We start from the raw sequence: 1556 nt of genomic DNA on the forward strand, positions 1-1556 counted from the left end.
CAACAACCCGGAATTCCTGGAACGAACGTTCCCGGGCTGGCAGACCATGGGGTCCGCCCACGGGTCCGTACGCAAAGATGACGGGATCTGCGCGGTCCACGATATCTATCTGTCCGCCCACAACTCCTGCGACAAGTTCACGCCGATCGACCGGGCTGCAGAAGCCCGCTAGAGGAAAACCAAGGGTCCCTGCCGTTCCGTCTTTATCAGGGAAGACCACGGGCCGGCCCTTCCTGGTGCCGGGCCTCCCAGTACCGATATCCGTTGTTACCACCCGTTCCCGAGGTATGCTTGTCCGCGATGGATCCGGAGGGGTATTCCTAACGGGGTATTCCCGACTTCTGCTATAACTGGCTCAATGTAGCCAGCTCAACGTCTAGAAATAACTCTAATAAGTGTATAGAACTTACTGTATTTAAAGAACAATGGATTTCCTTCCGATCTTCGTAAATCTAGCAGACCGACATTGCACCGTGGTTGGCGGCGGAGAGGTGGCTGCGCGCAAGGTTGCACTGCTCCGGCAGGCAGGCGCCCGGGTCACGGTGATCGCTCCCGAACTGGGCAGTACACTGTCGCGCGCCCGGGATGCAAACGAGATTCGTCATCTGGCATCGGGGTTTTCACCGGGCCTGCTGGAGACCTCGGTTCTGATCGTGGCGGCGACCGATGACCCCGGTGTGAATCGGCAGGTGTATGAGGCCGCGCAGGAGCGCAATACACCCGTCAATGTGGTCGATACGCCCGATCTGTGCACCTTCGTGATGCCGTCGATTGTCGACCGGTCGCCGGTGATGATTGCCGTCTCCACCGGCGGAGCGTCTCCGGTTCTTGGGAGACTGCTGCGCCAGAAACTGGAGACCGTTGTACCGGCGGGATACGGCCAGTTGGCCCGCCTGGCCGCGGACTTCCGGGATCGGGTCAAGCGCAAGTTCAGCCGTGCCGGTGACCGCCGTGTGTTCTGGGAAAAGGTGCTGGAGGGACCGATTGCGGAAATGATGGTATCCGGGGAAGAAAAGCAGGCCACCGAGGCGCTGGAGGCCGCCCTGGAGTCAGAAGGCGCCGAGATGCCGGATCAGGGGGAGGTGTACCTGGTAGGTGGCGGTCCGGGTGACCCGGATTTGCTGACCTTCAAGGCGCTTCGCCTGATGCAACAGGCGGATGTAGTGGTTTACGATCGTCTGGTTTCCAAGGAGGTACTTGAACTGGTGCGCCGGGATGCCGAACGTATCTATGCCGGCAAGGAGCGTGGTGACCACGCGATCCCGCAGGAGGGGATCAATGCGCTGCTGGTGCGCCTGGCGAAGGAAGGAAAACGGGTCTGCCGGCTGAAAGGGGGTGACCCCTTCATCTTCGGTCGCGGCGGAGAGGAAATTGAAACCCTGATGGAACAGGGGGTGCGCTTTCAGGTCGTGCCCGGGATCACGGCCGCCTCGGGTTGCGCAACCTATGCCGGTTTTCCGCTGACGCACCGGGATTTGGCACAGTCCGTCACGTTTGTCACCGGCCACCTGAAAGACGGGTCTGTGAACCTGAACTGGCAGGCCCTGGCACAGCCG

General features: G+C 60.9%; 1 protein-coding gene. It reads left to right on the forward strand.

Going from position 1 to position 1556, the window contains the following annotated elements; all coding sequences use genetic code 11:
• Positions 1-425: 425 nt before the first annotated feature.
• Positions 426-1556: siroheme synthase CysG (gene cysG / locus P8X48_12460; protein ID MEJ2108117.1), on the forward strand; the 1131-nt coding region annotated here is incomplete at its 3' end.

It is taken from the genome of Acidiferrobacteraceae bacterium, assembly GCA_037388825.1.
GTDB lineage: Bacteria > Pseudomonadota > Gammaproteobacteria > Acidiferrobacterales > JAJDNE01 > JARRJV01.